The sequence below is a fragment of the Corynebacterium sp. KPL4072 genome, assembly GCF_037908395.1.
In the GTDB taxonomy this organism is placed as follows: Bacteria; Actinomycetota; Actinomycetes; order Mycobacteriales; family Mycobacteriaceae; genus Corynebacterium; species Corynebacterium kefirresidentii.
The window spans coordinates 145,027-151,943 of the sequence record NZ_JBBMGE010000008.1 but is presented as its reverse complement, the minus strand read 5'-3'; the positions used below and the strand labels follow the sequence as shown (position 1 = coordinate 151,943).

At 55.6% G+C, this 6,917-nt stretch carries 10 protein-coding genes; 7 read left to right on the top strand and 3 right to left on the bottom strand.

Features of this window, described 5'->3' with window-relative positions; all coding sequences use genetic code 11:
• Positions 1 to 312 precede the first annotated feature (312 nt).
• Complete coding sequence (locus WMP97_RS09625; RefSeq protein ID WP_445293091.1) at positions 313 to 1,323, bottom strand: pseudouridine synthase; 1,011 nt, start codon at positions 1,321 to 1,323, stop codon at positions 313 to 315.
• On the opposite strand from WMP97_RS09625, the gene WMP97_RS09620 reads away from it, so the two are divergent.
• The 4 genes from WMP97_RS09620 to WMP97_RS09605 all read left to right on the top strand — a co-directional run bounded on the left by WMP97_RS09620 (position 1,304) and on the right by WMP97_RS09605 (position 3,442).
• Positions 1,304 to 1,447, top strand: a complete 144-nt coding sequence (locus WMP97_RS09620) for a hypothetical protein (RefSeq protein WP_340440397.1) — start codon at positions 1,304 to 1,306, stop codon at positions 1,445 to 1,447. The two genes, WMP97_RS09625 and WMP97_RS09620, sit on opposite strands and share 20 nt — an antisense overlap.
• A gap of 41 nt (positions 1,448 to 1,488) precedes the next feature.
• Positions 1,489 to 2,388 carry a universal stress protein gene (locus WMP97_RS09615; RefSeq protein WP_239206430.1) on the top strand — a complete coding sequence of 300 codons (900 nt, stop codon included), beginning with the start codon at positions 1,489 to 1,491 and terminating at the stop codon, positions 2,386 to 2,388.
• Positions 2,389 to 2,506: 118 nt separating this feature from the next.
• On the top strand, positions 2,507 to 2,755 hold the full coding sequence (locus tag WMP97_RS09610) for a GlsB/YeaQ/YmgE family stress response membrane protein (protein WP_005325340.1): 249 nt from the start codon (positions 2,507 to 2,509) through the stop codon (positions 2,753 to 2,755).
• Between the two features lie 78 nt (positions 2,756 to 2,833).
• The gene (locus WMP97_RS09605; RefSeq protein ID WP_023020118.1) at positions 2,834 to 3,442 is read left to right on the top strand and encodes a TetR/AcrR family transcriptional regulator; all 609 of its coding nucleotides are present in this window, start codon (positions 2,834 to 2,836) and stop codon (positions 3,440 to 3,442) included.
• On the opposite strand, the gene yidC is transcribed toward WMP97_RS09605, so the two are convergent.
• Positions 3,399 to 4,343 (bottom strand): membrane protein insertase YidC, encoded by a 945-nt coding sequence (gene yidC / locus WMP97_RS09600; RefSeq protein ID WP_340440396.1) that lies wholly within the window; start codon positions 4,341 to 4,343, stop codon positions 3,399 to 3,401. The genes WMP97_RS09605 and yidC overlap by 44 nt on opposite strands.
• A 33-nt stretch (positions 4,344 to 4,376) precedes the next feature.
• Between yidC and WMP97_RS09595 the strand changes: the two genes are divergently transcribed.
• Together WMP97_RS09595 and WMP97_RS09590 are read left to right on the top strand one after the other, a co-directional pair.
• Positions 4,377 to 5,039, top strand: a complete 663-nt coding sequence (locus tag WMP97_RS09595) for a class E sortase (RefSeq protein WP_200288526.1) — start codon at positions 4,377 to 4,379, stop codon at positions 5,037 to 5,039.
• On the top strand, positions 5,039 to 5,191 hold the full coding sequence (locus WMP97_RS09590; protein WP_023020115.1) for a hypothetical protein: 153 nt from the start codon (positions 5,039 to 5,041) through the stop codon (positions 5,189 to 5,191). The genes WMP97_RS09595 and WMP97_RS09590 overlap by 1 nt, the downstream gene beginning before the upstream one ends.
• Here WMP97_RS09590 and WMP97_RS09585 read toward each other — a convergent pair.
• Entirely contained in the window at positions 5,188 to 5,724 is a 537-nt protein-coding gene (locus WMP97_RS09585; protein WP_301733082.1) for a DUF2020 domain-containing protein, read from the bottom strand. The genes WMP97_RS09590 and WMP97_RS09585 overlap by 4 nt on opposite strands.
• On the opposite strand from WMP97_RS09585, the gene WMP97_RS09580 reads away from it, so the two are divergent.
• The gene (locus WMP97_RS09580; protein WP_340440395.1) at positions 5,723 to 6,886 is read left to right on the top strand and encodes a sensor histidine kinase; all 1,164 of its coding nucleotides are present in this window, start codon (positions 5,723 to 5,725) and stop codon (positions 6,884 to 6,886) included. The two genes, WMP97_RS09585 and WMP97_RS09580, sit on opposite strands and share 2 nt — an antisense overlap.
• Positions 6,887 to 6,917 lie beyond the last annotated feature (31 nt).

Genomic DNA, 6,917 nt, shown 5'->3' with positions numbered 1-6,917 from the left:
AACAAAATACAACAAAGAAGAGGACGGTATACCACCGCCCTCTTCCTTGCGTTTTACCAGCCCACCCAGCTGGTGGAGGGCCTCAGCTGCAAAGCCAAGAGTACGGCTGAAGGCTATGGAGGGGAGAGTCTGGGCGGACTCACATCTTGTCACCGGCCCACAACGTGGCAAGGGTGCCCCGAGCTGTCTATGCAGTCTCGGGCTATTGAGCTATTTTTACTACCACCACACTGCCTATCCTGTAGCAGCCATCGGTTTCAACATAGGCCACCGAGAAGCCGCTAGCACGAGGCTCGGCGTACCGGGCTTGTGCTACTGAAAATCGATGAGACGGTGTGTGTATAGCGGCAGGGCGGACTCAAACTCGCGCGGCTTTTCACTCAGGGGATCAGTAAATTCGATGCGCGTGGCCGTTAGGTGCATGGGGATACGCATATCCTCTGCTTCTTCGGGAAAGATTTCTGGATAGACTGGGTCACCCAGGATAGGTACGCCTGCTTGCCACATATGGAGACGCAATTGATGGGTCTTACCCGTGGTGGGGGTTAATGTGTAAATTCCTAATTCTGGCAGGTGGCCGTGTAGTTTTTCATAAGGGGCATTGTCTATGCGCTCGACTGAAGCGAGGGTAGTGAACGCATTAGGGGGACCGTCGCCAATTCGGCCCTGGATTTCGCCGGGGGTCTTGGTGAGGTGCGAGGACCATTGGAGGGGCGTCGGAAAGCGCCGGTATTTGGCGATCGCTTGATAGGTTTTTGAGACTTTCTTTTCAGCGAAAAGGGTTTGGTAGGCACCGCGCACCTCACGGTGTTTGGTAAATAGCAAGATTCCGGATGTAAGTCTGTCTAGACGGTGTGCTGGTGCTAGTTCGCTATTTCCGGTCATTCGCCGCAGCTGGACTGTAGCGGTCTGTACGATATGTCGCGCCCGTGGCATGGTGGCCATGAACGGTGGCTTATCGGCGATGAGAATGTGTTCATCTTCATAGAGAACGGGGATGTCATAAGGCACCGGTATCTCGGGTGCCGGCATGCGGTAGAAAAAGACGTCCTCATCTTGGCGCAAGACGGATTCCGGTCGGAGCTGGGTTTGGTCGCGTAGGACCACCTCGCCGGAGTCAAAGCGCGCTTGGAGCGCGGCGGCGTCATCGTGAGGATGCCGGTGGCGTTGTGCCGAGATTACTGCACTAAGAAAATCCCAGGCGGTTATGTTTGCCTCAGGGGTGCGCACGCGGGTAGGGTTTAGGCCGTCTTTAATCGGTAAAGGCGTGAAACCTTTTCTGCGATGTACTAAGGTTTTGTCCATGGATTTTAACTCTCTCATTGAACCGGTTGTTGCCTTTTTCTCTGAAGGTATCGGCGCCGTAATTCGCACCGTCTTGGAATTTGTTTACACCGTTATGTTCCCGTCGAATTCTGAGGCCGCAACCATCAACCCTCAAGTCTAATCCGTACTACAATTAAGGTATAACCACGGAAAGGACACATCATGGCTAAGGAAGACATTGTAGTCGTTGCCGTTGACGGTTCGGAAGCATCCAAGAATGCAGTACGCTGGGCCGCAAATACGGCTATGAAGCGCGAGATTCCTCTTCGAATTGCATCGAGCTACACCATGCCGCAGTTCTTGTACGCAGAGGGCATGGTTCCGCCGAAGGAGCTTTTCGATGACTTGCAGGCCGAGACGCTGGAAAAAATCGAAGAGGCCCGCGCTATCGCTCATGAGGTTGCCCCAGAGCTGAAGATTGGTCACACGGTGGCTGAGGGCTCCCCGATCGATATGCTGCTGGAAATGTCGCATGATGTCACCATGATCGTCATGGGCTCCCGCGGCATGGGTGGATTGTCTGGCATGGTGATGGGCTCTGTCTCCGCTTCGGTTGTCTCCCACGCTTCTTGCCCAGTGGTCGTCGTTCGCGAAGATAATCACGTTACGGACTCCACCAAGTACGGTCCTGTCGTGGTCGGTGTGGATGGCTCTGAGGTCTCGCAGAAGGCCACTGCCTATGCATTCCGTGAGGCACAGGCCCGTGGTGCCGCATTGATTGCGGTCCACACCTGGATGGATATGCAGGTTCAGGCTTCCTTGGCTGGTCTTTCGGCCGCCCAGTCTGAGTGGGCTGATATCGAGAAGGAGCAGAGCGAGTTGCTGGCGGAAAACCTCAAGGAGCCGCGCGAGGAGTACCCAGACGTAGAGGTCAAGCAGCTTATCACCCGGGATCGTCCAGTGAGCGCTTTGACCGAAGCCGCAGAAGGTGCGCAGCTTCTGGTTGTGGGCTCCCATGGCCGCGGCGGCTTTAAGGGTATGCTCTTGGGCTCGACCTCTCGCGCATTGCTGCAGTCTGCACCATGCCCGATGATGGTTGTTCGCCCGGATGAGGACAACTAAAAGCTACTGCGTATAAGGTGCTCCGCCCATGTAGGCGGAGCACCTTTGTTGTTGCGTACCCCCTAGGGCCGGTTCGCTCGTGTACGTTGGAGTGTACCCGTTAATTTAGGAGGATTGCATGAATTTGGGTTTGGGGCTTTTTAGCTCGATTGTTATCGGTATTATTGCTGGCTGGCTGGCAGAAAAGATTATGAAGCGCGACCATGGCTTGTTGACCAACCTTATTGTTGGTGTGCTGGGCGGCATTATCGGCGGAATGATTATCCACTTCCTGAACATTGAGGAAGGCGGATGGATCTTCTCCTTGATTGCCGCTACTGGTGGTGCTTGTATCCTGTTGTGGATCGTGGGGCTCATTAAGAAGTAGCCCGCATTTAATTCGCGTACAAACCGGTTTGTCTATAAAGTATAGATGAACCGGCTTTGTCGTTTTAGAGAGGAAACCATGGCAGAAAAGAAGTCGCGCCGTAATCGGCCCAGCCCGCGTAGTCGGCTGCTGGAATCGGCGACCAAGCTTTTTACTACCGAGGGCATTCGTGTCATCGGAATTGACCGCATCCTGCGTGAGGCGGACGTAGCTAAGGCTTCTTTGTACTCCTTATTTGGTTCCAAGGATGCGCTCGTAATCGCTTATGTGGAAGCTTTGGACGAGAAGTTCCGCCAGGATTGGGAGCAGCGCACTGCGGAGATGACGGATCCGGATCAAAAGATCCTGGCCTTTTTTGATAAAGCGATTGAGGAAGAACCCAAGCAGGATTTCCGCGGATCCCACTTTTTGAATGCGGCCGGAGAATACCCGCGACCAGAAACTGAAGCTGAGCACGGGATCGTGGCCGCATGTATTGAGCACCGTAACTGGGTGCACTCTACCTTGACGGCATTGTTGACTGAGCGCAATGGGTACCCATCCTCTTCGCAGGCGAGCCAGCTTTTGATCTTCTTGGATGGTGGTCGCGCCGGCGCTCGGCTCACCAAGGAGATTGGGCCGCTGCAGACGGCTCGCGAACTGGCTACTCAGATGCTTTCTGCTCCCCCTGCTGATTATTCGATTTAAGATACTTTCGTGCCTCCATACGTAGCCGGTTGACCCGCTTCTTCTCTTCCTTGGAGAGGGCGGGTTCTTTTTCGCGCTTGCGCCAGCGGCGGATGCTGTCTCGGCGCATAGTATGAACGTCCTCAGTAAGTGGGTAGTCGCGGTGCAAAATGATCTCAAACATGGCGGTTTGGATCAGCGTGAAGAGATACGCGCAGCCCCAGTAGAGAATGATTGCTACCGGGATTGGTCCGGTTTGGGCCAAGTGCCATAGGAAGAATGGGATGACTAAGAGCAAAAAGCCCATGATGATGAAGACGCGACGGTTGACCTTTTGATCAAACTGAGTGGTGCGGAAGCTGCGCACCAGAGAAATAACAGAATTAGCCATGGTAAAGGTAATAGCGGCTATCAAGATGGGGTTGATGAGGTCGCCGTGTTCGCGGGCGAAATCCGTCAACGGGGCGCCGTAGAAGGTAGTTTGGCGGAAGGCCGACACATCGGAGGCATTCAGCATTCCCACGGTGGTGGAGCCGCGCTCGATATTAGACATGCGCAGGAGCACCTGGTAGAGGCCGATGAAGGCCGGGATCATGATGAGTGGGGGAAAACAGCCCGCTGCAGGGTTATAGTTGTAGCTCTTCATGAGGTTCTTTTCCTCTTGCATGAGCTCCACCATTTCCTCGGTAGTGGTGGCGTTGTTCATCTGCCTTTTGATGCGGTTGTTTTCTGGGCGGATGAGTGCGCCGATACGGGCGGAACGTACGGAAATCCAGTTCAGGGGGACAACGACTCCACGCACGGTGATAACGAGCAGAATGATCGAGATCAGCCAAGCCGTGGATTCACTGACGAAGCTGCTGACGATCCAGTGCCAGAATTTCATGATTCCAGAAACCGGGTACATGAAGACTTCGTACATACTTAACCTTTCATGGGCAGTATGGTCTAAGGCATGACTAAAGTTCTTGGGGAACTCATGCTAACCATTGGCGTGGTTCTTTTACTCTTTGCATTCTATGAAGCCTATTGGACAAATGTAGAATCCGGGCAGTTGCAAGAAGAGGCGAGTGCCGATCTTGAAGAGCAATGGAGGAACCCACGCCAGAAGATGGAGCCGGAATTGGGCGAGGCATTCGCCCAGCTCTACATTCCCACCTTTGGTTCTGACTATCACTTCGCCATCATTGAGGGCACCAATGAAGATGATCTGCTCCGCGGTCCTGGTCGCTACGTAGATTCCCAGATGCCGGGGGAGATGGGAAACTTTGCCGTTGCCGGCCACCGCGTGGGCAAGGGGGCTCCCTTTAATGATCTAGGCAAGCTGGAGACCTGCGATGACATCGTGGTGGAGACGCAAACGGAGCGAATCACCTATCGCGTACTGCCCATTGATGGAGAGCAGGCGGATTGCTTTAACGGAATACCGCCGGAGTATTCCCACGTGGTTGGCCGGCATATTACAACGCCTGGCGATGTCTCAGTGACCAACCCAGTACCAGAGTCTGACGCCGCGCCGAATCGCGAGATCCTTACCCTGACCACGTGCCACCCGCAATTTTCCAATGCGGAGCGCATGATTGTGCACGCTATGGAAGTAGAAAAAGAGGAGAAATAATGTATCGCGCTTTATGGAATTTTTTGCCGGGGCCGACACCGGTGAAAGTCATCTTGGCCATCGCCATTGCGGTGGGAGTTTTCTTCCTGCTGATGGAGGTTGTATTCCCGTGGCTGTCGCCAATGATGCCGTATAACGATGTCGCGGTCTAAAGGCCTAAGTTCGCAATCGCCTCGTGGGCGATCTGCTCTGATTTAACCGTTTGTTGCTGGTTGCTCCAGACCAGCACCGCGTGCGTGTCCTTCTGCACGGCGTATACGGCGTGTTCATCGACCACGCCCCGGCCGCCTTCCCAACCGTCAAAAGAGGCGGGTTCGGTGGCGTCGATAGGTGCGGCCCAATCCACTGCGGCGCGAGCGTCTTCGGCCGTGGGCATATCCCGCACGATGACGGTGGCTTGTGGGTCGTCCTGGTAGGACCAGAACACACAGGCCGGGGTAGGAAAGCGCGTGTCGACGCCCTGCTTGGTCAGGCGCTGGCCATTGGTTTCTTCGAGCCAGCCGGGGTCGATGTAGGGGCAATCGCTCCAGTCATTGACCTCCGCGGTCTGAGAGACGTTAACCTCGGGTGCTTGCGATGATTCTGGGGTTACCGGGGTGTTTGGCGCAGGGGCGGGCGTGGATGAATCGCAGCCGGCGATCCCAAAAGCGGCTAGGGTGAAAAGGGGAAGTAGGCTTTTGCGCATGAACTCCACAATAGACCGGGATACCGATGCACTCCGCACCGGCATCCATATCCTCACCGCTGGCCTGCTGGTGGTCGGCATTTTCACCTCGGCGCGGATGCCGCTTTCCCAAGCGATTATTAACCTGCTGCTCTTGGTGGGTTTTGCGGCGGTATATTTCGCGGGCTCGGTGTACGGGGAGAACTGGGCTAGGCCGGTGCGCTACTTGTGGTTATGCATCCTATCGGTGCTGTGGGTGGCGGACTTATTCGTGGCCCCAGCGGCAATCTATTTGGTCTTCGCCATGTTCTTCTTATACCTCACGGTACTGGATATGGCAGCGGGCATCGTGTGCGTCATTGGCGCCTCAATCATCACGGTGGTGGTGCAGATTCCGCAGGGGCTGACCTTTGGTGGGGTGATGGGGCCGGCAGTCTCGGCGCTGGTGACGATAGCGATCACTTATGCCTTCCGGACGCTGTCCCGGATGAATAAAGAGTTGGTCGCAACCCGTTCGCAACTGGCGGCCACAGAGCGCGATGCGGGCATGGTCGCCGAGCGTCAGCGCATTGCCCATGAAATTCATGACACCCTCGCCCAAGGGCTTTCCTCCATTCAGATGCTCTTGCATTCGGCGGACCGCGATCTGGATAAGCAGGATACGGACAAGGCGCGAGAGCGCATCGAATTGGCCCGAAGGACGGCCGCGGATAATCTGCATGAGGCTCGGGCGATGATTGCGGCCTTGCAGCCGCCAACGCTCAATGAGGCTTCCCTTGAGGCGGCGTTGACCCGCATGGCGGAGAATTTTGGTGCTACTGGAGACATCCACGTAGAGGTGGAATCCGAAGGTGAAGTACAACAGTTGCCCATGAAGGTGGAGGCGGCGTTATTGCGGATTGCGCAGGGGGCTGTGGGGAACGTCGTCAAGCATGCAGGGGCGAGCCGCGCCCGGATTACGGTGACCTATGAGGGCGATGAGGTGCGCCTGGACGTGGTGGATAATGGCAAGGGCTTTGATCCGGCCGCGGTGGAGAGTACCCCTGCAGGGCTGGGACATATTGGGCTGGCCGCAATCAGGCGCCGCGCGCAGGAGCTAGGCGGGGAGGTCATTATTGAATCCGCGCCGGGGGAGGGCACTGCTGTGTCAGCTAGTATGCCCTTAAACAGCCGAGTAGATTAAACTTTTGGTTGACAATGACATCGATAGGAGG